This window comes from Candidatus Poribacteria bacterium, assembly GCA_028820845.1.
In the GTDB taxonomy this organism is placed as follows: Bacteria; Poribacteria; WGA-4E; order WGA-4E; family WGA-3G; genus WGA-3G.
The window spans coordinates 76,649-100,268 of sequence record JAPPII010000124.1 but is presented as its reverse complement, the minus strand read 5'-3'; the positions used below and the strand labels follow the sequence as shown (position 1 = coordinate 100,268).

Below are 23,620 nucleotides of genomic sequence, written 5' to 3'. Positions count from 1 at the left end.
AGTGAGGAACTATGTTTAATTTTGGTAACCGCGCCGTAGAAAAAATTGCTAGAGTAGGAAGCCTATCCCTGGTGTTGATTGTAGCAATGGGGAGGATAGAGCCCTTTTTGAGATCCAGATTAGCGAATAGGTTTGTGGGGCGTGTTGGACCTTGGGGACCATTCGCTGGACTCGTCCTATCGGCAATCCATAGACTTGGATCTGAGGCACTCTTCAATAGAGTGCTTGAGGAACTAAAAAACAAGGCAAGACCGAAGAGCATATCTTGGCGGAAATAGATAGTTATCCAATTCCGGGATGGCTAAAGTTGAAAGTTAGGAGTTATACAGAAAATGTGGACTTTGAAACAATAGATTCTGATGATCTATCTAATCAGGATCAAGAGATTTTTAGTATAATACAGCAGTCCATTGGGGAGGATTTTGAACAACTTGAATCAAACATCAACGAGAAAATTGGCAATATCGAGAGACAGCTCAAGCAGCTTGAATCACGCCTTAATAATAGGATAGATAGGTCAGAAGCCGAGTTAAAGCGGTTTATAGGTATAGTTGTAGCTGCTGGGACTGTTTGCACAACTGGTATTGTCACCGTGTTAGTACTGATTTTTTAACAATCCTCACTGCTCCTACAGCTCTTGATACCGCAACGGTACTATTAAAATGATCTGCACACGCGATTCCAAATCGCGTGTGTTTACGAAAATATGGAATTAGGAGAACAATTTTGATTACAATCGCAGAAAGGTTACAGAAACTTCCACCCTATCTCTTCGTGGATATACGTCAAAAAATGCAGGCGGCACAGGCACGAGGTGTTGATGTCATTAGCCTCGGCATCGGTGATCCGGATATCCCGACTCCCGATCCAGTCGTCGAAAGTCTCGTCCATACAATCCAAAACCCAAAAGACCCCGACCGCCACCGTTATGGATGCGACAATCCTGTCGACGATTTTCCGCAGGCGGTTTGCGATTTTTATCAACACCGCTACGGTGTCCCGCTATCCGATGATCAGGTTGCGATAACGCTCGGAAGTAAAGATGCTATTGTTAAACTGGCATTAGGCATACTGAATCCGGGTGATATTGGCATCGCCGCAAGTCCTGGCTATCCCACCTATAACATCGGACACGTCTTCGCAAGTGCGACGACTTACTATGCGCCACTGCTGCGAGAAAACGATTTCTATGTCGACTTTGACGCTATTCCTGATGAAATAAAACGCCTCGCCAAAGTCCTTTGGATTAATTATCCAAATAACCCAACGACAGCAACTGCCGATCTCGATTTTTTCGAGCGTGCTGTGGAATTCGGGCGGCAAAATAACATTCTCATCGCACACGACAACGCCTATAGCGAAAACACCTACGACGGTTACCGGTCACCAAGTATCTTGCAGGTAGAGGGTGCCGCTGAAGTAGCCGTTGAATTCTTCTCATTGAGCAAAGCATTTAATATGACCGGATGGCGATTGGGATTTGTTGTCGGTAATCCAACTGCTGTCAGTGCCGTTAAAACCGTTAAAGATAACATAGATAACGGTTCACTCCGCGCCCTTCAATTTGCCGGTGCGAAGGCACTCTCAATAGCGGATGAAGTTACACCTACGATTAACGCTGTTTACCAAAGGCGACGCGACATGGTAGTGGACGCCCTGACAGATAGTGGATGGGATATCGAAAAACCGAAGGCGACGATATATATTTGGGCACCCGTTCCACCGCGTTTCAACGGTTCAAGCCGTGCCTTCGCGACAGCACTCCTTGAAGAAGTCGGGGTTGTGGTAACACCCGGCCTTGGATATGGTCAGTGGAGCGAAGGCTATTGCCGACTCTCTCTTACGTATCCAGATTCGGTTATCAAAGAAGCAATTTCCCGGATTCGCGATTTCGCGCACTAATCATTAGACACAGCCTTTGAATTAATGCTTCTGGTTCACAACAGACTCATGATATATGCTCACCCGCATTCAGCAAAAAATGCCATCCTCATCTTTAGCACAGTCCTTGTTGCTGTTTTTACCTGTGCAGATACACAGGCTGAGCAGATGCAAACCTATACCGTTGCCGATGGATTGGTGGGTCCTGTCGTCCCTGTTATTTTTCAAGACAGTCGTGGTATTCTCTGGTTCGGTTCTGACCAAAATGGCGTAAGCCAATTTGATGGCAACACTTTTGAATCCTATGCAGGCTCCCTGAACGCTCTGGATGAAGCACCTTCCGCTAAAGTGAAATTGGGTGCGTTGCTTGGAAGGACGCGACAAATCGCTGAAGACAAGTGGGGACATATCTGGTTCCTCACGCGGATGTCGTCAGAAAGAGAAGGACGCGTAAGTCGATTTGACGGCACCGCAATCAGTCTGATTGGCAATGGGAACTCATTGATTGTCGATCAACTCGGTGACGTGTGGGTTGGTGAAAATCAGCGATTGACAAAATACGTCACAGATGCCGAACGTCCACCACAAGCACAGCCAAACGAAATCGTAGGCGAAGATTTGCTGCGTTCAACGGATCTGACAATCAACGTGATCTTTGAAAGTAAAGATGGGACGCTCTGGTTGGGTGGGAGTGAAGGTGAAAAAGAACAAACCGGTGTGATTCTGAGTTTTCGAGAGGGTCCCTTGACACGTGAACTCCTAACGGATGACGCAAGTGGTAAAACAGATGCTGAAACACCGCGTATGTCAGTGAGTTCCGGGTTCGTACGTTACGATACGTCAAATCTTCGCGCTGTGGGGGCAATTGAGGCAATAGCCGAAGATAAAGATGGAAATCTTTGGTTCGGGGGCTACAACCTTCTCCTACGGTTTGACGGAAAAGACTTTGAGCAGATTCTCCCACTACCTTGGGCGTACAGAGGCTCCAATATAACCACCTCTTTAGAAACAACAGCGACCAGAAGATTTACAAAAATCCGAAGTGATAAAAAAGGACGAATTTGGTTCAGCGACGAATATACCACAAGATGGTGGGATGGGGCCCGGTTGCATACGCGCGCAAACCTATCCGGGTTTCTTGAAGTCGAAGATGCTACAGGGCACTTATGGTTCGCCAATGAATATGGACCACAGAGATATGACCAAGACCTTCAACCAATTTCCTATACCACCAGTAGCAGTCTGGAAAACGATAACGTTCACACAATTTTTGAAGCCATGGACGGTAAGTTGTGGTTTGGACACGATAACGGTGTGACAGCGTTCGATCCGAGACCCGTCATTAGTACACACGCTGGTATCGGCACCAACCGAGTCCGGATGATATATGAAGATAGCCGTGGCTACCTCTGGTTCAGTATTCCCGGAGGCGTTGCGCGCTACAACCCCACTGCGGACACGGAAGACATCACCATCAATTCATTGCGATTAGGTTTGACACAAGACACGTCGTCTTCCACCCAAACCAACCCTACAAATAGACGGCAAGCTGGATCGGGTTCTCGCACTGAAATCATAAAAATGTTTGAAGTGAACGGACACATCTGGTTCGTCAACTTCGTAGATCCGAGGTCGCGTGGAAGATCAAGACGATATACGTTTTTTCGGTACGCCAATGGAAAATTTGACCAAGTTTCTATATCCATTCAGACCAGAATCGGCCCTGGTGGCGAAGGCGCGACCAGTGATCCTGAAGTTCTTGTTAGTGAAGGCGAACACCGATGGATAGCCTTCGGTGGAAACCTTTTTAAAGCGGATACGTCTGGTTTATTACGAATCACAAACAGTGGTTTTCAGAGAATTATGTTCGGCACGACTTCGGAGATAGATCACGGTGAAGCCGCTATTACCGCCCTCTATAGAGATTCAAATAAGAGGCTATGGGTGCATTTTGAGAATGGAAGGGTTTTACGCTATCCGAAAAATATTGACCGCCTAACGTCCACAACCGGCGGTATCAAGCCAGAAATTCTGCCACTTAAAGCGACAACCCTGTTAAAATCTGCGCTCGGTGGTAAATGGTTCTTCAATGCTGTAACAGGAAAATTGGTACTCTGGAGTGAGACTGAACTCGGTGCTCCGCTTTTTCTTGACGGAGCGTCCAGCTCAGCACCACTCGCGGTTTGGAAGGATCCGACGCAACAAAACAACGAAATAACTTTTCTCTTTTCAGACGCCCTCAGGACGTATTTAGGCACGCAGTTAATTACAACTAAGAACATTGAACTCGCGCCAGTAAATGCCTCACTGATTTCCAAGGACCAAACCCTCTGGTTAGCAACATCTCGTGGGGCGGTTCGCTACGATGGAAACATACTGACAACGTACACAACAAAAGATGGATTTCTTGTGGACAATGTGCGGGATGTGATGGAGGACAGCAGCGGTAATATCTGGTTTGCCACAAGGGGTGGCGGCACTGTTCGATATGATGGCGAAACCTTTTATACACTCACGACAAAAGACGGTCTGGCACATAATAACATCTGGGAACTTTATGAGTTCAAGGATCAAGAGATCTGGTTTGCAACCGAAGGGGGTGCTACACAATATACACCTACCCGCGGTGGAATCCCTTTCTGTCGGTTAACCGCTTTAGCGGCTGACAAAACCTACACGCAACTTTCATCTAACCTCTCGCTACCCGCCCGTGGCACCAGAAATGTTATCTTTGATGTGCAGGGCATTAGTCCACTCCGAGAAGGCCTGTCATATCAATTCAGATTACTCGGATTAGATAATCCGAAGTGGACCAACGTTTCAGCAGAGATGTTTTCTCTTTTAACAACGAATCCAAGCGTTTCATCTGAGGAGTGGATTAACCTCGCCACATCCGAGTCAACAGACACACAACTCATGAACAGTAGCGGCGTTAAAGTGGCACTTCAAAACCGGAACGGTATTCTGCGCATTCGCTACACCGGTTTGAAAGCAGGAAACTACAGTTTCCTTGTTAAGGCTTTCCGCGAAAACTGGGACTACACGCATCGACCCGCAGTTGTGGATTTTAATATCCAACCGCCGCTTTGGACGCGATGGCGTACCTACTTACCAACGCTCATTTTCTTGACCGTCGTTTTCTCCTTATTAGGTCGCTTAATTGTCAATCGACGGCACACAGCGCAGCTCCGCAATGAAGTGCGTCAACGCGAAGAAGCGGAAATGCGTCGCATCCGCGCTGAATTGAGTGAAGCACAAAATATCCAAATGGGACTTCTGCCCACAGAAGCACCTGACACGAAAGGGTTTGATGTCGCGGGGATGTCGGTACCTGCGACGCAGGTCGGCGGAGACTTCTACGACTATCTCACTGTAGCAAACGGTCAGACAGCAATAGCAGTGGCGGATGCTGCGGGGAAAGGATTACGAGGCGCGATGAACGCAGTACTGACGAATGGGATGTTATACGAAGTCTCACGTTTCAAATCCGAGGCGGATGTCATTCTCAGCGACCTTAATTCAGGATTAGCCCCACGCATGTACGGTCCAAGTTTCATCGCACTCAACCTCGCGATTCTTGATGAAAATACAAGACAAATCGACTATGCTAACGGAGGACAACCCTATCCTGTTCTTAAGCGCGGGAACGACATAATTGAGATTGAAAACAGCGACCTTCCACTGGGTAGTATGAGAACGGTGGAATATGAATCGGCGACCTTCGATTTAAGCGAGGGCGATATTCTTATCTTTCATACCGATGGTCTGATTGAAGCACTCAACCAAGCGGAAGAGATGTATGGAACTGATCGTTTAAAGGAATCAGTGGCACGCATTCCTGGGGGTTGTAGTGCGGCAGAAGTCGTTGAGCACCTTGTCGTTGATGTCCGCAATTTTGTGGGTGAGGCGGAGCAGTATGATGACATGACAATCGTCGTCATCAGAATCCCATAAAGCTGTAAAGTTCAAAGTGTATCTAAAGTCCGTAAAGTTGCAAGAGACTTCTGATGAAAAAGAACGACTCTTCACAACTTTGAACTTGCAAACTTTCTTGTGCTGACCGCTGACCGCTAATCTACGCATCCCTGAACTCAATAACTGTCTGCCGATATTCCTCAGGAAGCCCGATGTCGAATCGGCGGCCTTTAACAACATATCCTGAAAATCCGTCTGCTTTCCGCAATTCGTCCAAACAGGAAGTGAGTTGGAATTCCCCGCGCTCGCGGAGATTATGGGTGATGTTGCGTTCAAGAAATTCAAAAATCTGGGGCTGAATTACATAGATACCAAACACCGTCAAGAACTGGTCTATATCCATTCCATCTACGTGCAAATGTTCCATCGCATACTCAGCATCCGGTTTTTCGTAAAACTCCGTTACCGAAAGTAGCGAGTTTTCTTCTTCCCAAACCCCACTGACACATCCAAAATTCGACAAGTGTTCAATCGGCGTAACTTTGAGTCCAACGACGCTCTGCCCCACGCGCTCATAAGCCTCGACCACCTGTCGAGCGCAGCACCTTTCCTCATCTGAACCGTAGAGATGGTCCCCGAGCATGAGCAGAAACGGTTCGTTGCCAACCCATTCCCGTGCACAGTAGACAGCATGTCCAAAACCCTCCTGAACGTCTTGCGTAACGAACGTCACTCGACTCCCTAATTCCAATAAATAGTTACAATACGTTTGATTCTCTTTGCTGAGTTTATTAAAGTGTTCAATCGGGGGTGGCGTTTTGAAAAACGACTCAAAGAGTTCAGTATCACCTGGCTGAACGATAAGGCAAACTTCCTCAACGCCTGCCTTCACTGCCTCCTCAACGATCGCCATGATCGCTGGTTTTGCTTGCCCGGCACTGTCAATCACTGGAAACAACTCTTTCTTCATCGCCTTTGAAGCAGGGAACAACCGAGTTCCAAATCCTGCAGCAGGGATGACGGCTTTTCGGACATGTCTACCCGCCTCAATAACGAGCTCCAAACAAGACAGATCCAAATCCCGCTCAATAATCTCAATAACCTTCTGTTGGCTCTCTTTGTCTTTTGCAATAAATTGTGCGGATCCGTCACCTTGCGAACCGACCCCTTTGCCGCCCCAGATATACGGTTGAATCGGTTCATAGTTGAGGACCTTGTGAAGGACGGGTGCCGTCAATTGCGATGGACATGCTGGGATGAGGTGTTTGTCAAACTCCATCTGGGCACGTGTCATGAGCTTCCCAACTGCTTCGGCATCTCCATCGCGGAGTGTCTGATATGCCTCTTGTGTAATCTGCGCGCTTAATGGACCGAGGTAGTGTTGAACATTTCTATCTAACTCGCTTTCCGCAAATGGATAACAGTGATTTAATTGGTTTAATATGAGGCGTGTATCTTTACCAGCACCGAGATCAACAATCACGAGGTACATGTTCTGCGATACATTGAACTCTCGGACATCAATATGGTCCCCGTCAAAGGTCATGAGGATAGGCTGCTGGTATGCACACCCCTGGTCCATCCGTCCACAGCGTGAAGGTGTTGTTGTCTCGCCTCGATAGGCATATTCCATCTCACCGCGCGTCGTCATCTTGAGATCATACGTACGATTAAAGGCACGTGCCACCAAAACACTGATAGCTGCACTTGAAGACAACCCTTTTTTGACGGGCAAATCGGTGAGATAATTATCGATTTCCAACCCTTGGACCCGGTAGTTGGTTAAAATTTGATATGCGACCCCGGCGGCATAACTAAAAAATCCGCCTTTTTCAGCTTCGGCGAGAAGCACGTTACCGTCCATGGGCAGGCTATAGGGACCATGACGGGTGCCATCACTGAGTGTTGTCCTCAAAATTAGACAGGTTGGATGCGGTTTAACCTCGGCATACACACCTTGGTTTGTGCTGGTTATTAACGTATAGCCCTTTTCGAGCGCTGCGTTATTTCGCCGGTGCCCGCCTGCCCAATCACTGTGTTCCCCGAACAGGCAAATTCTTCCCGGCACAAAAAGTTTCATAGCAGCTCCTTAATAAAAATAGTAAAATTTGTTCTTAGATCAACCTCAATTAGACGAAGACCTCGCAATTTTAGTTGAAGTGAAAATTCGTTCAAATGCCTCAGTTGCGGGTTCGCGCTTATGGACTTATGGCATCTTCCCAATTTAATCGCGCCCAGTGACACCTTTGTTGCCACCTACCTGCTTTTAGTGTGGTTCCAAGGGGCAATGCTTCGTTCTTTGCAATTGCAGAAAACTCTTCTATTGCAGTGTCATAATCTTTCTGGTGGTAGGCATTGATACCTATTGTCCTCTGGACTTCTAACGCGAGACTCTGATACTGTTGGGATGTCAACTGGAAGCGTGCTGGTGTTTCTGGCGAATTCTCCTCTTCTAATAGTGCCGCTGCGCGTTGGAAATATCGGTTGCTGCTCTGCCACGCTTCTTCTCTATGCAATAATTCGCCAGCTAAGAGATATGCTAACCACATATCTGGTGCCGTTTGTATACACCTCGACAGGTATACCATCTTTTCCGCCCCATCTTTGGATTCTATTAATGCAGCACGCAATAACTCTGGTAAGGACGAATTTTCTTCCGGCTTCCCAGTTAATTGGGAATCCCAATCCGTTGGCATTGTATCAGAATGAGAGAGTGCTACAATTCGCTTGATACGCCTCAACTCAACCGTTTGGTGTTCTGTTTCAAGCGAGGCATAAGTCTCTAATGCCTTCTCGTGATCATCCTTGAGCCAGTAGATGTCTCCGATTAAGAGCACTGCTTCTGGACTCAATCGTGTGTCCTCCGCAGCTACGACGCGAGTTGCTAACGACAGCGCCTTATCATAATCTTGTATCCGATAAGCACTGTACATTAAGCCGTATAGCGTGCTTAAGTTGTTAGGTTCAGCAGCCAACATCGTTTCAAAGGTTTGGACAGCAGTGACAAAATCTTTTTGGTAGTATGCCTGCCACGCCGTATCTCGCCAAGCAGCCATTTCATGGGCACAGACGCGCTCAAAAACACTCCGCTGCTGTAAACGGTACGTTGTATAGGCTATGTCATTATCCGTCAAAGGGACATTGTCCAAAAATTCGATCCACTCTATTTCCAGTGAATACAAGTCTTTCCCGTAATGCTTCACAAAATTACCGGTTGGAAAAACACTCTTAAATTTTTCTATGCCGTAGGTATCAACAAGAAACCGAACGAAGGAACCAGCCAATAGATAACTTCTCGAACCGGCATGTCCCCAAAATCCGAATCCCATGATGCCTGAAAGGGGTGGTGCGATCTCCATCTGTCGCATCGCTTTTGCCCACTGATGTCCAGTAAGTCTACCTTCCTCCCAATCCGCAGCGACTGCGATTCCTTCATGGAGCCCTATCTTCAGACTCACTTTCAGAGGGGACCAAGGCACAGTAAAGACATGCGCCAATTCATGTTTCAGTACTGGATGCGGAAAACCTTGGGCATGGATGTGAAATCCATAACCGAACGGGTCCTCAACAGATGTATGACGGGCACCAATCAACCGTTTCTTCTGTTCTGGAGAAGCATAAATGTATGCGCGAACCTTTTGAGAAAGCACTTCACCTTCAGGCATGAGATACGCAGAGAGCTGGGCGTACTGAAATTCACAATCCTCAGCCATGCGTTCAATCTCAGTCTCAAGTTCACGTGCATAGAAGATTTCAAAATGCGTTGTTTCTCGGAAGCCGCCGAGTTTTTGAGCGACATCTTCCCGGGTGGGACGAATACCGAGCGCGCCTGCATAAAATTGAAAACCTAATAAGCCAACGATCAATAAATATAGCGGTACGCGTTGTGTAATCGGTCCAACAAGTTTACGCCACCTAAGCTTCGGCATCAATCCTGTTCCCCGGCTCACCTCACAAGTGCTGACGGTAAGTCCCAAAAATAGAAGGCCCCAGAGCAGCGCCTCCGTACGGGCAATCAGGAGGGTGCCAGTTATCCGAATAACGAAATCGTAAATTGGTCCCGGAAAATATCCGAAAGTCGAGTGATACGCGAATACGGGTGGATGAAATATTAGATTGATAACCACTGGGACACAAGAAAGTAGGAGATAACCCAGATACGCTAAATATGCCGCCCACCGTTTTTGAATCCAGAAGCCAAAAAACACACCCACCGCAGTCGCATACAGACAACTGATTAGAGGTAAAATAGCGAAAAACAGAAATCCTTCACCAAAATCGCAATTTTTGACCCGAAAAGCGTTCAGCAAAATTATGGTAAGGGGGAACACGAGCAAACTCGTGTTAAATAGCAGCACATGCCAGAAACACCGGAAGACAATTTGTCGGGGTGGACCGGTAAGTGCCTGCGGACTCCGCTTCATTTGTTGCAGCACTGTTAGTGCTATATGCGCGCCAGCGAAAGAAATACTGAGTGCCATCACGGCGCAAAATTCAAAGGCGAGGATATTAAACAGGGGCACGTTGGCAAGTAGGAATGCCAACATACCGAACACAATGAACCAGAACCAATATGAAAATGACCTATGTACCATAGGTGTCACGTACATCTTTTAAAGATTGTAAAGTAGTGTTTACTGTTTATCTTACTTGGATACCTGCTTCGTGTCAAGCAGAATTTCAACAGGACTTACGTGAAATTTTCTTGCGGTTTTAGATAAAATATGTTAAAATTACGATATTATGGGTGTCTATAGCGCGGTGCAGAGCCGTGCGAAGTGGCACTGGCATAACTCGGAAATCAACATAGGAAGGCTGCGTTTCAAACCCGCACCCTTACAGGAGAAACAACAATGGCAAATGGATTCACAAGATTTTTCAAGGCTATCTGGTACACATTAACGGGCCGCGCACATGAATCTGCGGATAGAATGATGGAAAACCCCGAAGCCGTCAGAGGTGCTTACGAAGATATTATCAAGGACAAAAAGGGGAATATCCAACGCTATAAGGCGGCGATCGGACAACTTATCGCGCTGGTTGAACAGAAGAAGTCCACAGTCCAGAGTTTGACTGATGAAGTTGATCGGTTGGAAGAACTAAAGTCAGGTGCGATCGCCAAGGCACAGCAGACGGCTGCGGCGTTGCAAGGTGAAGGGCTCGCACAGGAAGAAATCAAGCAGCACGCTGAATACACGCGATGTGTTACCGCTTATCAAGACTTCAATTCCAATCTGATGGAAAAAACTGGGCGCATCACGGAACTGGAAAACGAGATTGAAGGTGCACAAGCAGATATTGAATCCCACAAACTGCAGATTACCAGTCTCCATCGTGATTTAGATAAAATCAAGTCCGAACAATCCGAGGCAGTTGCGGATCTGATTACGGCACGGGAACAAGAAGAAATCGCCGATATGCTCTCGGGTATCAGTATGGATGGCACTTCTGCCGAATTGACGCGCATGCGTGAAATACGTGAGAAAGCGAAAGCCCGCTCAACAGTCGCACAGGAGTTGGCTGGCACCGATTCAAAAAGCGAAGAGGAAGAATTCCTCACTGCAGCACGTTCCTCTGCTACCAATGATGAATTTGATGCCTTAATTTTCGGCGCACAGCAAACGGACACACAGACAAAGGCTGAACCCGATAAGGCAAAATCAGACTCGGACTCCGAACTACCGATATAACGCGGCTCTTTTTCGTGCGTTGCAGAAATAGAAGGGGGCGGTAATTCATAGCCGTTAAAAGCCCAACCTACACATTCCGCACAGAAGCCGGAATGCTCATCAATTCAGGAACGTCACGGAGTCTCGTTCTATCTGGAAATATCCACGACCTCTTCTTCATACGCCAGGAAGAGGATACGGATTATATTCCACTTGTCCCCTTTTTAACGCGCAGCTGGGACATCCCTGGGTTCATCCTGATCGTTTACGAACTCAACGGTCCTATACGGTTTGCCCAGGATGCTGATCGGGAAAAAGTTAAGCAGGCATTCAATGTGTGGCGAGGGACAACCGAGCCGGAGTTTGATCCAAATGCGAGCACAAGCAAGCGACGTTCCATTGGATTGTTAGACGCCGCTGCCGAACCTGCTGATGTCCCTTTTACACAGTATATGAACGATGCAATCGGGAGCCCGACGTTAGCACTCGAACTCTTACGTCAGTTTTGTCTGCTCTCCCGAAGCACGAACGCGCAAGGCGAAAAACTACTATCAGAGAAACTGATAATTTTCATTGAAGCGGCAGATATGCTGCTCCCAGAAGGTGAAATTCGGAGTCTATCCCTTCAAGATAGACACCGGATTAGTATCGTTCAGGATTGGATTTCAGACTCCAATTTCATGAATGATAACGACACTGTCATCTTCATCACAGAATCAGCGAGCCTTGTGAATTCTCGGATTATCAGGCTGCCGCAGGTGGTCACCGTTGAGATCCCATCACCAGGGATGCCGGAACGCCAGCACTTCATTTCATGGCTCAACAATACACCGAAATTGGTGGAAAAGCCATTAAACCTCTGGGGCACCCAAACCCAACTTGCGATGCTTACGGCGGGTTTATCGATACAGGCATTGCGTCAACTTCTCCTCTCTGCTCGCTACTCTGGCGACAAATTGCAACCGGAAGATGTGATTAATAAAGTGTCCGAATTTATCCAAGGACAGTTAGGCGAAGATGTTGTAGAGTTTAAGAAACCTGCACATAGTCTAAAAGACATCGTTGGTAACCAGAAACTTGTAGATTTTCTGAAGACCCAATTAATTCCGCGTATCACTTCAACGGGTCCTGATGCAATCGCTGGCATGAGCGTTTGTGGTCCCATCGGCAGCGGAAAAACCTTTATTTTTGAGGGACTCGCCGGTGAACTCGATATTCCGGTGCTGGTCCTCAAGAACATTCGGAGTATGTGGTTCGGACAGACGGATGTTATCTTTGAGCGACTCAGGCGACTGTTGATGGCACTTGTGAAGGTGCTTATTTTCGTTGATGAAGCGGATACACAATTCGGGGATGTCGGGCGGGATGCACACAGCACGGAACGGCGGTTGACAGGCAAGATACAAGCGATGATGTCGGATCCGCAACTCCGTGGCAATATCACGTGGCTCTTGATGACGGCGCGTATCTATAACCTCTCACCCGACCTACGGCGAGAAGGTAGGGTTGGAGATATGGTCGTTCCTGTGCTTGACCCGAGTGGCGAAGACCGAGAGGCTTTCCTTCGCTGGACGCTTGCTAAAGTCATTGGGGATCCGATTTCTGAAGAAGCCGTTGAACAACTCCTGAAATTGACAGCGGACTACTCTGCCGCAAGTTTCGCATCGCTACGTTCCGACTTAGAAGCCGCCAGCCTCTACAAGGGTCGTTTGTCAACGACATCAGACGAAACAAGCGAACTGACGCTCGATGAGATCATCGCTGTCGTCGAAGACCGGATTCTCCCCGACATTGGTCCCATTCGACGTTATCAAACCCTACAAGCTCTTGTCAATTGCACCCGAAAATCCTTACTCCCCGGAGACTACTCCCCTGAGATTCGAGAATCTTGGGTGAAACAGATCGCGAGACTCGAGACCATAGGCGTTACCGGATAGGAAGAAAATGCTGCATTCGCACGCGACACAATTTTGTGTTATAATGCTAATGTGTAACGAACACAGTGTGGTGTTTTATAACAGGGAAAATTAGAGACGAACGCGTAGCCATCATTGAAGTGGAAGTGATCGGCTTAAATCAACGCGCGAAAATTGAGGCAACTCTTGATACCCGATTTACGGGCTATCTGACACTACCAGAGTTTTTAATTCACTACTTAAGGCTACCACAGATTGGTACTCGGCACACAATTATTGCTCACGGAGGGGCAGTACTTCTCGACCTATATCTTGCCAAAGTGATCTGGAACGGTAAAGAACGCGATATAGAAGTTCTGCAAACAGACAAGCAACCGTTGGTTGGTATGTCACTGCTTCGCGGAAGTCGTGTAACACTGGATGTAGTAACACAAATGGTGATGTAACGATTGCCCCTTTGTCGTAGAAAAATCACCCAACCAACAGTCCCAAGTTACATGAGGTAATTAATCCGCTGTGAGTTCCGGCATCAATTGAGAATGATAACCTCCCCAGTCGCTGCGGAACGATACCCAGCACAGATGATCTCCACAGAATGCGATGCAAATTCTGCGTTCATCTCACTTTCGACATCCTTTTCAATACAATCCAGAAATGCGCCGAATTCGCGTTGTCCATCGTCCCCACTGCCCACATCTATCCACTGCTGTTTAGGCTGCATCCCAATCCCAGCCTGTGTGCTACTCCACATCCCCATCGGATCAAGTGGATGAGGCTCTGGTGGTTCAAACGCCGGTTCAGCAGCGAAGACCTCTAAACGATTCGCTGATGCATCAAATGTCAAAGAGCCTTCAGTGCCGATGAGATGGACTTTCCGAACGCCGCCTTGGGCGTGGCTCTGCCAACCGTAGCGTCCACCAACAATCGTTGCGGTGATCCCGTCCTCTAAGGTTAAGACCAAAGCACCGAAATCCTCAAGTCCGCAGTTGCGATGCTCCTGAAAGAAGTAGTTCGCCGTTCCACCGAAGACCCGCTGCACCCGTTTTTGCGTTAACCAATTCACCATAGACACAGCGTAGACACCGACATCAAACATCTCAGGTTTGGCTTCAACGAAACTGTAGCGTTCGAGAGTCGGTTTTTGGACCCGTTTCTCGCCAACCGGCGCGGTGCCGGGATGTCCCTTGGAGAACAGAACATCGCAATGAATTGCCTGAAGCTGCCCGATACTTCCAGATGTCAATGCCTGCTGAACGGTACGCGCCCAGGTACTATAAATGTTGCTAAACATTTGAGATTTTACACCGTTTTTCTCAACAGCAGTAACAATCTTATCAGCATCTTCCGCGTTGAGTGCCATCGGTTTGTCAAGATAGACATGTTTTCCTGCTTCGGCACATTTTGCCCCGATGCGCCCACGGCGTTCTACATCTGTACAGAGACTGACAATATGTACATCCTCACGTGCCAACGCCTCATCAAGGTCGGCGATGAAAGGTAGATTTAATTCCGCTGCGAGGGAACGCGCTAACGTAATTCGCTCTGGTGGTCCGTCCAATTCATCCGCAAAGGCGACCAACTGACAACGTTCATCTTGTGCGAAATTCGAGGCGTAATTTTCTTGATGCGTGCGATGTCCACCGAGTAAAAGCACACCGTATTTTCCATTCTGCTGCATGTTAACCCTCCAAGGTTATGGGTTGACCGCTTTCAAGCGATTGCGCGATAACCGCTGTTAGTTCACCTGAGCCGTCCAATTCTGGTGGAATGGCGTTCGAGTAATGTCTGCCTATCGGTGTCTCGTGGTAAATGACTCCTTTATTACCAACTAACATAAGGTCAATTGCCGTTTGCACATCAACGCGATTGACGCTTAGCAGTGCCATCTGTCCGCCGACATAGTGAATCATTATGGTAACCTGCGTTGCCTCTGCGTCCCCTTGGGCATAGACGTGCGTCGGCTGTGAGGGTATCCATTCATTTGCGAGCGTAGCAATCTCTGTTCCCGGTGACAGCAAATTCTCACCTTCATTAGCGACATGAAGGACACACCGTAAGAACACTGGACTCCCAATCCGATCTTTCTCAAGTACGGATTGTACAGATTTTTTAAGCAATTCCATTTTTTCTCCTCTCCATATAAGAGCAATCTCCTGTTCATGACACCTCGATCCACAAGATGTGCCAAAAAATGTTGACGCATCCACCACATTATGCTATATTTTGCAGAAACTCACTTTGGCTTAGACTTTTGAATATGGGCTTGCAAGCTGCGCCCTAAAATGCCAAAATTCTCTTAAATTCAATCAGCAGTTTTTAACACTTTTGGAGGAAAACGATGCCATTAAAAACCCTTGAAGAACTTCTTGCAGAAGCGAAGGCAAACGTTGGACACATCTCCACGGACGAACTCACGGAAGCGGAACAATCCGTTGTTATCATAGATGTGCGTGACGAACCCGACTACGATGAAGAACACTTACCGAATGCGGTTTCACTCCCACGCGGATACATTGAACTTGACATTGACGAGGTTGTGCCGGATGCTGACACACATATCGTCACGTACTGCGGCGGCGGTACACGTGCGACTCTTTCTGCCCAGACGCTAAAAAATATGGGATATGAAAATGTTTCAGTCCTAACCGGCGGCTTTCGCGGTTGGAAAGCCGAAGGGTTACCAACTGAGGCATCCGAAGAATAAGTGTTTTGTGTACGTAGATTAGCACAGATAACAGACCTTGTCAACATTACGGAGAAAACATGCACAACAAATATATCATTTTAGCATTGATACTCCTCACGCTTTTCATCGGCGATAGCGATGGGCAAAAGAAACAACTCAATGTCTTTACGTGGGCAGGTTACGTCAGCGATGATATCCGTGAAGGATTTGAGAAGGAATACGGGGTGAGTGTCCTTGTTGACACTTATGCCAGCAACGAGGATCTCCTCGCGAAGTTGTTAGCGGGTGCGACAGGTTACGACATTATCATGCCTTCTGACTATATGGTGTCAATTCTAATCAATCAGGACCTGTTATCAGAATTGAATCGCGATAATATCCCGAACTTCCAGAACATCAGTCCCCTATTCCTTGGCAAATACTTTGATGCTGAAAACAAATATTCCGTCCCCTATACATTCGGCACCGCCGGTATTGCCTACGATTCGACAGTCGTTTCACCAGATCCTGACAGTTGGGCAGTGCTTTGGGATCCGAAATATAAGAATCAATTCAGTATGCTCGATGACCAACGTGAGACAATCGGTGCTGCGCTTAAACTGCTCGGATATAGTTTCAACACAACTGATCCAGAGGAAATCAAAGCGGCGAAAGAGAAACTCATTGACCAGAAACCGCTTGTTAAACAGTACAAGAGCGAAGCGGAAGAACTCCTTATCGCGGGGGATGTTGTGATGGCACATTGCTGGAGTGGGGATGCGTTCCGAGCGGTTGAGACCCGCCCGACGATTCGGTACGTCATCCCGAAAGAAGGCTCCAGCCAGTTTATTGATGCGGTCTGTATTCCGAAATCCGCACCGCATAAGGAACTCGCTGAGCAGTTTATCAGCTATCTGCTACGTCCTGAGGTCAACGCTAAGATTACGGCTTTCACGAAATATGGGACCTGCGTGCCTACAGCGAAAGAATATCTACCGGAACATCTGCGGGCGCACAAATTCATCTATCCGCCGAAAGAGATTCTGGAATCTCTTGAGTGGTTGAAAGACCCTGGAGACTTTACGCGACACTATAACCGGGCATGGGAGGAAATTAAGGCAAAATAGTCAGTCCGCATTTATTTGTAAATCTAAAGGAGAAAAAGTTGAGTAGACCTAATATTTTATTCATCATGTCCGACGACCACGCTTCACACGCTATCAGCAGTTATGGGAGTCGGATTAATCAAACACCGAACCTCGATCGTATCGCAGATGACGGTATGATTCTCCAAAACTGTTTTTGTGTAAACTCCATCTGTACGCCGAGTCGTGCAAACATTTTGACAGGGAAACATAGCCACCTCAACGGTGTTAAGACGTTGTCAGACCCACTTGATGGCAGGAAACCTAATGTTGCGAAGATGTTGCGTGCAGATGGTTACCAGACAGCAATGGTAGGCAAATGGCACCTCGGACACGGTGGCAATGCGGATCCAACGGGTTTTGACTACTGGAACGTCTTACCTGGGCAAGGACTCTATCACGATCCGGTGATGCTTACACCTGAAGGAAGAACGACCCACGAAGGCTACGCGACTGACATTATCACCGATTTCTCGTTAGATTGGCTCCAGAACCGGGACAAGGAGCGACCCTTTTTCTTGATGTGCCATCACAAAGCACCGCACCGACCCTGGGATTCGGATGAGAAGCACGCCCACATGTTTGAGGACGAAGACGTTCCGATGCCGGATAACTTCTTCGACGATTACGCGAACCGTTCAAACGCCGCGAAAGAGGCGAAGATGCGTGTCTTCGGACACATGACTGAAAGCGATCTCAAGATTGATACGCTTGGTCCGCCGCCTGACGGATTGTCTGAGAAGGAACTGGCAAACTGGCAATATCAGCGTTATATTAAAGAATATCTCCGGTGCGTTGCCTCGATTGATGATAATGTCGGACGGATGCTTGATTATCTGGACGCTGAAGGCATTGCTGATGACACTATGATCATTTATACCTCCGACCAAGGCTTTTTCTTAGGTGATCACGGTTGGTATGATAAGCGTTTTATGTATGAAGAATCTTTACGGATGCCTTTCCTTGTTCGCTATCCGCGTGAGATTCAAGCCGGTAGTTCGTCAGATGCAATGGCGTTGAACATAGATTTCGCAGAGACTTGGCTCGACTACGCAGGGGTCTCAATCCCAGATGATATGCAAGGCACGAGTTTACGCCCTATCCTTAATGGTGAAACCGCAGACGATTGGCGGACCTCAATGTATTACCGTTACTGGATGCATCTGACACATCACTATGTCCCAGCGCACTACGGGATACGGACGCATCGCTATAAACTCATCTATTACTACGGCGAGGCACTCGGTACAACGGGCTCTATCGATGAACCGAAAGAGCCGGAGTGGGAACTCTTTGATCTGGAGAAGGACCCGAACGAGATGTGTAGCGTCTACGACGATCCGACTTATGCAGATATTGTTACCGAATTGACAGCGGAACTCTATCGCCTCAAAGCAGAGGCAGGGGATGAGGAGTAGTTGTTAGTGGTTGGTTCTTGGTTTTTGGTTAAGAGAACTCTGGTGGTAATCGACACCAGACCGGAATCTTCAGGGACGGTAAAATTGTTACAAAAACCTTTTAACCCACAACTCAAAACTTAAAACCCATAACCTAAAGGAAGGGATAAAATGGCAACTCAGAACCCGTTAAGCAAGATTGCACCCGGTATGAAAGTTACGGCACAGATGTCGCCGGAACCGAGTGAGGCTGATCTGCAGCTTGCTAAGCAGATGGATGTTGAATACGTTGTCCTTTGGACGAACGGCGAAAATGCGAACTACGACTATTTCATGAGCCGTCGTGAGATTTTCGAGAACGCTGGACTCAAAATCTACGGATTCGGCAACAGTGATGTCCACAATCAGGACGGAATCGTGCTTAACCTGGAAAACCGAGATGCGAAGGTTGAACAGTACAAACGCTATATTCGTGATCTCGGTAGAGCCGGGATTCCGTATACGACTTATGCACACATGGGGAACGGCATCTGGAGTACTGAGCGTGAAACCACCCGCGGCGGTGCAAGCGCGCGGGCATTTAACCTTGATGCTGCCGATGTAGGACACTGGGGCGGTAAACACTATGGGATGCCGCTCTCACACGGTCGCGAGTTTAGTGAAGAGGAAATTTGGGATAACTACGCTTATTTCATCAAGCAGGCGGCACCAGTGGCTGAGGAAGCCGGTGTGATGATTGGAATCCACCCTGACGATCCGCCCGCGGTACACCTCGCTGGTATTCCGCGATGTATCTTCAGCAGTTTTGAAGGCTATAAACGCGCGCTGGAAATTGCTGATAGTCCGAATGTCGGTATGTGTTTCTGTGTTGGCTGCTGGTTAGAAGGTGGCGAACTGATGGGCAAAGATGTCATTGAATCGATCCGCTACTTCGGTGAACGGGGCAAAATCTTCAAAGTCCATTTCCGCAATGTAGATCAACCGCTTCCGCATTTCGTCGAAACTTTCGTCGATAACGGCTATCAGGATATGTACGAAGTGGCGAAAGCACTCCGCGAAGTCAACTTCAACGGCGTATTGATTCCAGACCATATTCCACAAATGGGAGGCGACGGTCGCATCGGAACGGCGTATACGATCGCCTATATGAATGCACTCGTGAAGCGGGCGAATGAAGAGGTTGCCGGGTGAGGATATTTGCGCGAATCGCCTTCCTCATATTGAGTTTCCCGTTGATAGTAGCGGCAGATACGGACAGCTTGGACTGGCCAGATTTTCTCGGTCCAGCGCGAAACGGCAAGTCACAAGAGAAGATAGAAATCGCGCCATGGAGAAACACGGGGCCTCCGGTCATCTGGCACAAGAAGGTTGGCACCAGCTACGGGGCACCTACCATCGCAGACGGACGATTATTCATGTTCGCTCGTCATGACGACATGGCGCGCCTCACCTGTATGGAAAGCGACACCGGTACGGAACTTTGGCGATTTGAATACCCCACAGACTACGAAGATATGTACGGATACAACAATGGACCGCGGTCTTGCCCCGTCATTGATGGTGAACGTGTCTATATCTTCGGTGTTCAGGGAAAGTTACACTGTCTGAGCGTTTCAGATGGGACGCTATTATGGAAGGTGGATACGGCGGCGCGTTTCAACGTCGTTCAAAACTTCTTCGGGACGGCTTCAACCCCCATCGTTGAAGGCGATATCCTCATTGCCCAAATTGGGGGTTCTCCACCGGGAACGCCGAAAGACGTTTGGGCATCAAACGGTAAGCCCCCACCAAACGGCACCGGTATCGTCGCATTCAACAAACACACAGGCGAAGTGGTTTATAAAATCACTGACCAATTAGCGAGTTACGCCAGTCCTATCACGGCAACAATTGATGGGCGGCGTTGGGGATTCATGTTCGCCCGCGATGGACTCGTCGGTTTTGAACCGACCACTGGGAAATTCGACTTTTACTATCCATGGCGTTGCGCAAGGATTGAATCCGTTAACGCCTCATCTCCTGTCGTTGCAGATGATCTCGTCTTTATCAGTGAATCTTACGAGGTCGGCAGTTCGGTTCTCCAAGTGTATCCGGGTGGCTATAAAGTTGTTTGGAAAGATTCGCCGCGCCGCGAGAAATCAATGAAACTGCACTGGAACACGGCGATCCACCACGAAGGCTACCTCTACGGTTGTAGCTCCAGACATTCTTCTGGTGGGGAACTTCGGTGTGTAGAGATGAAAACAGGTAAGGTCGTATGGGCACAACGCGTTAACGAACGGGCTTCACTCCTCTGGGTGAACGACTATTTCATCTACCTCGGTGAATACGGAGGGTTGATGCTGCTCAAATGCACACCTGAAAAGATGGAGATCCTCTCTGAAGCAGTGCCAAGAGACGAAAATGGCAGACAATTTATAGAATATCCGGCATGGTCGGCCCCTGCCTTATCAAACGGACTGTTATATGTTCGAGGCAAAAACCGATTAGTCTGTTTCGCACTCACGCCCCAGAAAGACTGAAAACCGCGTCCTCTTGCTACGGCTTCCACAAGGTCGCCTCAATGAACCGTTCACCGTCGGGTTCCTCATCAAAATAGTAAGCGGTTACCACAGTTCCATCGGGACGTTGAATCGTACGTGGATAGCCGACATCGTGGTCGCCGCCGTTATCGCGCAGAACAATCTCTTCACCCCACGTCTCACCATTATCACTGCTCAACTTAGCGCAAATCCGATGCGGTGCATCCCGATAGCCGTAGATAAGGCACAACCTTCCGTCATGAAGAAGAGTGAGGGTTGGCGGGTTCCCACCCCGTCCCGTATCATCTACAGGTTGATTCATGTAGTCCCACGTTTTCCCGTTGTCCTCTGAAGCATAAAGATCAATCCAGTTTCTGCGTTCATGCCAGTCCGGCCGTGTATAACCGCTCGCATCACGACAACGAACCGCCACGAGAATCTTTGAATCGGATAACCTAACACTTGCGGGCATAATGGCGAACCCTTCGGGTTCCGGTCCAATCTGAGATAGCAACGAAAAAGATTCACCACCATCGGTTGACTGTGCGCAGAATATCAAGCCTTCTTCACCGTCCGATTTTGACGCGGTGAGGAATACCAGACATTCGTCTGGACTGGAAACAAGATAATCTGTCCGAGCGGCGACACCGGTATAACCGAACATCGGGAGTCGGTATGGGCCGCTCCAACTTTTGCATCGGTCTGTAGAGGTGTAAAACCACGAGTACGCCCCGGCTCTCAGTCCGGATCTGCTGCACATCATCGCAAAATCTGGGTGTGTAAAATCAACGCGTTGCGGGGTATCGAACGCTGCCTCCGCTTTGAGTCTATGCTGTTCTTCGACGTGTTCATCTGCGGAGAGTGTGCCTCTGGCGGGCAGGCGACAGGGCGTTTCTGAGACGCTCCATGTCTCACCACCATCTAAACTGCGTGCCTGCATCCCGACGAAGGGTTTATCGCGGTCTCGGCGATGGAAACCCCCATCGGATTTGTGATACCCAACCGTGAAACCGACAATGATTTCGTTGTCATAAGCCCATATACCGTAATTCGCTGGCCAACCGGCGTAACGACCCGGTTCGCGATAGAGTGTAACTTGTCGCATAATGATTTTCTCCCTTCTGTTTTTGATAAAAACTTTAAAATTAAAAGTAGGGTTGGGTAACCCAACCCCTACGTTGGTACATCGGATAACACAAACTATGGTGGATTTTAGAATTACTTGGACATTCTGTCTCGGCGAGGTTAGGAAACCTCGCCTACCGCGATTGATAGGGTTAGCTTAGTAAGCGGGCGGTTTCACGCGATACGATGAATTCCTCGTCTGTGGAAACAACCAGAATCTTAGCACGACTATTGTCGGCAGAGAGGTCGGATTCTCCGGTACACTGCTCGTTTTTCACGGGATCTAAGCGAATCCCGCACCATTCTAACCCCTCACAAATCTTCGCACGCGCTATTGGGTCCTTCTCCCCAATCCCCCCCGCAAAAGCGATGACATCGACACCACCGAGTGCGGCGATATACGCGCCGATATACTTTTTCACGCCATAACAGTATGTATCCAATGCAAGGCGCGCCTTATCGTTCCCTGATTCTATTGCCTCCTCCACATCTCGCATATCGCCACTCGTGCCGGAAATGCCCTTCACACCGGAGTCCTCAATCAGTTGACGGCGGATTTCATCGGTAGAGAACCCCTCTTTGTCCATCAGATACAATACAGCAAAGGCATCCAGCTCGCCGCATCGAGTGGATTGAATCATCCCGTATTGCGTTGAGGTCCCCATTGACGTATCAATAGACTTTCCATCCTTGATAGCGCAGAGAGACGAACTGCCTCCGAGGTGGCAGGAGATAATACGGAGTCCGTCTCCCGATTCACGTCTGAGGAGTTGCGGCACGCGTTCGGAGATATATCGATGTGAGGCACCGTGGTAGCCATATCGACGAATGTCGTGTTTTTCCACCCAGAATCGTGGCACACCGAATTCGGCGGCGTAATCTGGAATCGTCTGATGAAACCACGTCTCAAAAACAGCAACGAGCGGGGTTGTGGGGAGGAGTTCTTGAAACGCACGGATAGAGGCGATATAGGCAGGGTTGTGCATCGGTGCGAGTGGCGTTGATGCTTCAAGCGCGGCTATCACATCTTCAGTAATCCTTGCTGAACGCCAGTAACCTTTGGCGAGAATGGTTTTGAACCCGACACCATCGAGCTGCTCCAGATTTGCGAGGCATCCGACTTCGGGGTCGGTGATTAGGCGAATTGCGTGCGCAATTGCGCCGGTATGTGTGGGTGCATCTATCTCGCCTTCAACGGCTGGTTTGCCCGGCACGGCATGCGTAAAGGCTGATGGTGAATTGCCGATTCGTTCCACGCCTCCCTTGACAAGGGAAGCTGTTGTCTCCATATCAATAATTTGGTATTTGAACGAGGTACTTCCTACATTCGCACAGAGTATACGCATTAAATTAATATTTCCTATTGCGGATAACAGTAGATTTTA

Annotated in this window: 18 protein-coding genes and 1 pseudogene; 12 read left to right on the top strand and 7 right to left on the bottom strand. The window is 48.3% G+C overall.

Annotation, left to right across the window (positions count from 1 at the left end; all coding sequences use genetic code 11):
• The first annotated feature begins 107 nt into the window (after positions 1-107).
• From OXN25_24255 to OXN25_24240, 4 genes are all read left to right on the top strand, one after another.
• Positions 108-278 carry a hypothetical protein gene (locus tag OXN25_24255; GenBank protein MDE0427982.1) on the top strand — a complete coding sequence of 57 codons (171 nt, stop codon included), beginning with the start codon at positions 108-110 and terminating at the stop codon, positions 276-278.
• Positions 266-613, top strand: coding sequence for a hypothetical protein (locus tag OXN25_24250; protein ID MDE0427981.1), 348 nt, complete (start codon positions 266-268; stop codon positions 611-613). The genes OXN25_24255 and OXN25_24250 overlap by 13 nt, the downstream gene beginning before the upstream one ends.
• A 113-nt stretch (positions 614-726) precedes the next feature.
• Positions 727-1,902 carry an aminotransferase class I/II-fold pyridoxal phosphate-dependent enzyme gene (locus tag OXN25_24245; protein MDE0427980.1) on the top strand — a complete coding sequence of 392 codons (1,176 nt, stop codon included), beginning with the start codon at positions 727-729 and terminating at the stop codon, positions 1,900-1,902.
• Between the two features lie 48 nt (positions 1,903-1,950).
• Positions 1,951-5,835, top strand: coding sequence for a SpoIIE family protein phosphatase (locus OXN25_24240; GenBank protein ID MDE0427979.1), 3,885 nt, complete (start codon positions 1,951-1,953; stop codon positions 5,833-5,835).
• Positions 5,836-5,956: 121 nt separating this feature from the next.
• Here the strand turns inward: OXN25_24240 and OXN25_24235 are convergent, their stop codons facing one another.
• From OXN25_24235 to OXN25_24225, 3 genes and pseudogenes are all read right to left on the bottom strand, one after another.
• A complete protein-coding gene (locus OXN25_24235; GenBank protein ID MDE0427978.1) occupies positions 5,957-6,847 on the bottom strand; it encodes a UTP--glucose-1-phosphate uridylyltransferase in 891 nt (296 codons plus the stop codon).
• A 522-nt stretch (positions 6,848-7,369) separates the two neighbouring features.
• Positions 7,370-7,660: pseudogene (locus OXN25_24230) on the bottom strand (GHMP kinase).
• 334 nt (positions 7,661-7,994) lie between these two features.
• The gene (locus OXN25_24225) at positions 7,995-10,391 is read right to left on the bottom strand and encodes a hypothetical protein (GenBank protein ID MDE0427977.1); all 2,397 of its coding nucleotides are present in this window, start codon (positions 10,389-10,391) and stop codon (positions 7,995-7,997) included.
• 258 nt (positions 10,392-10,649) lie between these two features.
• Between OXN25_24225 and OXN25_24220 the strand changes: the two genes are divergently transcribed.
• The 3 genes from OXN25_24220 to OXN25_24210 all read left to right on the top strand — a co-directional run bounded on the left by OXN25_24220 (position 10,650) and on the right by OXN25_24210 (position 13,827).
• Positions 10,650-11,486: a hypothetical protein gene (locus tag OXN25_24220; GenBank protein MDE0427976.1), complete on the top strand. Its 837-nt coding sequence runs from the start codon at positions 10,650-10,652 to the stop codon at positions 11,484-11,486.
• A 92-nt stretch (positions 11,487-11,578) separates the two neighbouring features.
• Positions 11,579-13,402: an ATP-binding protein gene (locus OXN25_24215; GenBank protein ID MDE0427975.1), complete on the top strand. Its 1,824-nt coding sequence runs from the start codon at positions 11,579-11,581 to the stop codon at positions 13,400-13,402.
• Positions 13,403-13,467: 65 nt separating this feature from the next.
• Positions 13,468-13,827: a clan AA aspartic protease gene (locus tag OXN25_24210; protein MDE0427974.1), complete on the top strand. Its 360-nt coding sequence runs from the start codon at positions 13,468-13,470 to the stop codon at positions 13,825-13,827.
• Between the two features lie 83 nt (positions 13,828-13,910).
• Here the strand turns inward: OXN25_24210 and OXN25_24205 are convergent, their stop codons facing one another.
• On the bottom strand, positions 13,911-15,059 hold the full coding sequence (locus OXN25_24205; protein MDE0427973.1) for a Gfo/Idh/MocA family oxidoreductase: 1,149 nt from the start codon (positions 15,057-15,059) through the stop codon (positions 13,911-13,913).
• A 1-nt stretch (position 15,060) separates the two neighbouring features.
• Entirely contained in the window at positions 15,061-15,504 is a 444-nt protein-coding gene (locus tag OXN25_24200; GenBank protein ID MDE0427972.1) for a hypothetical protein, read from the bottom strand.
• 215 nt (positions 15,505-15,719) lie between these two features.
• On the opposite strand from OXN25_24200, the gene OXN25_24195 reads away from it, so the two are divergent.
• From OXN25_24195 to OXN25_24175, 5 genes are all read left to right on the top strand, one after another.
• A complete protein-coding gene (locus OXN25_24195) occupies positions 15,720-16,085 on the top strand; it encodes a rhodanese-like domain-containing protein (GenBank protein ID MDE0427971.1) in 366 nt (121 codons plus the stop codon).
• Positions 16,086-16,144: 59 nt separating this feature from the next.
• Positions 16,145-17,173: a spermidine/putrescine ABC transporter substrate-binding protein gene (locus tag OXN25_24190; GenBank protein MDE0427970.1), complete on the top strand. Its 1,029-nt coding sequence runs from the start codon at positions 16,145-16,147 to the stop codon at positions 17,171-17,173.
• Positions 17,174-17,211: 38 nt separating this feature from the next.
• A complete protein-coding gene (locus OXN25_24185; protein ID MDE0427969.1) occupies positions 17,212-18,609 on the top strand; it encodes a sulfatase in 1,398 nt (465 codons plus the stop codon).
• 150 nt (positions 18,610-18,759) lie between these two features.
• Complete coding sequence (locus tag OXN25_24180; protein MDE0427968.1) at positions 18,760-19,779, top strand: mannonate dehydratase; 1,020 nt, start codon at positions 18,760-18,762, stop codon at positions 19,777-19,779.
• Entirely contained in the window at positions 19,776-21,110 is a 1,335-nt protein-coding gene (locus OXN25_24175) for a PQQ-like beta-propeller repeat protein (GenBank protein MDE0427967.1), read from the top strand. The genes OXN25_24180 and OXN25_24175 overlap by 4 nt, the downstream gene beginning before the upstream one ends.
• Positions 21,111-21,126: 16 nt before the next feature.
• On the opposite strand, the gene OXN25_24170 is transcribed toward OXN25_24175, so the two are convergent.
• Complete coding sequence (locus OXN25_24170) at positions 21,127-22,215, bottom strand: sialidase family protein (GenBank protein ID MDE0427966.1); 1,089 nt, start codon at positions 22,213-22,215, stop codon at positions 21,127-21,129.
• A gap of 172 nt (positions 22,216-22,387) precedes the next feature.
• A complete protein-coding gene (locus OXN25_24165) occupies positions 22,388-23,581 on the bottom strand; it encodes an acetate/propionate family kinase (GenBank protein MDE0427965.1) in 1,194 nt (397 codons plus the stop codon).
• Positions 23,582-23,620 lie beyond the last annotated feature (39 nt).